We start from the raw sequence: 1,156 nt of genomic DNA, 5'->3' as shown, positions 1-1,156 counted from the left end.
AAGACCCGCATCTTCACCTGGGTGACCCGCTGGAGACATCCAGTTCGCTGACAGCTTAATGCGTTTGATATCGCCGATATCTGTCGCTGCGATGTTAGTCAGAGATTCACCAACCGCCAGACGAGCAGACGCGCCGAAGTCTAATAGAGCAACCGGAGTACGCTCACCCATCGACATCGCTTCACCGTGGTATGTGTCGTAACTTGCCGCCGTAACTGCACAGTTCGCCACAGGCACCTGCCAAGGACCAACCATTTGGTCACGAGCAACTAAACCAGTAACTGAGCGGTCACCGATCGTGATCAGGAATGTTTTCTCAGCAACCGTAGGAAGACGAAGTACGCGATCTGCCGCTTCGTTGATTTCAATACCGTCACGTGCAATCGCTGGGCTATCTACTTTCAATGTCGTTGCTTCACGGTGCATCTTCGGTGTTTTACCAAGCAAGATATCCATTGGCATATCAATTGGCGTGTTGTCGAAGTGGGAGTCTTCTAGCGTTAGATGGCGCTCTTCTGTTGCCACACCCACAACTGCATAAGGTGCACGCTCGCGCTTACAAATCGCATCGAACGCTTCCATGTTTTCTGGTGCTACCGCAAGAACATAACGCTCCTGAGATTCGTTACACCAGATTTCCAGCGGGCTCATGCTCAATTCATCATTTGGTACATCACGTAGCTGGAACTTACCGCCACGCTCACCGTCGTCACAAAGCTCAGGAAGTGCGTTAGAGATACCGCCTGCACCCACATCGTGGATAAATGCGATTGGGTTCGCTTCACCTAGCTGCCAACAGCGGTCGATCACTTCCTGACAACGACGCTCCATCTCTGGGTTTTCACGCTGTACTGAAGCAAAGTCCAGATCTTCTGCTGACTGACCAGATGCCATTGAAGACGCCGCACCGCCACCAAGACCGATGTTCATTGCAGGGCCACCAAGTACGATTAGGCTTGCACCTACTGGGATCTCTTTCTTCTGTACGTGCTCGTCACGGATGTTACCCATACCACCAGCAATCATGATTGGCTTGTGGTAACCACGCACTTCTTCACCCGCGTGAGAAGTCACTTTTTCTTCGTAGGTACGGAAGTAACCTAATAGGTTTGGACGACCAAATTCGGTGTTGAATGCTGGACCCCCCACAGGGCCT

Annotated in this window: 1 protein-coding gene; it reads right to left on the bottom strand. The window is 51.7% G+C overall.

Annotated features, from left to right (window positions below):
- Nucleotides 1-1,156, bottom strand: a 1,156-nt coding sequence (locus tag R7P67_RS25565; protein ID WP_318086416.1) for an AIR synthase-related protein, incomplete at both ends; no start/stop codon positions are given.

The sequence above is a fragment of the Vibrio sp. Vb0937 genome (assembly GCF_033338855.1).
Note: the sequence above shows the minus strand (reverse complement) of the source record. Positions and strands in the feature narration are given on the sequence as shown.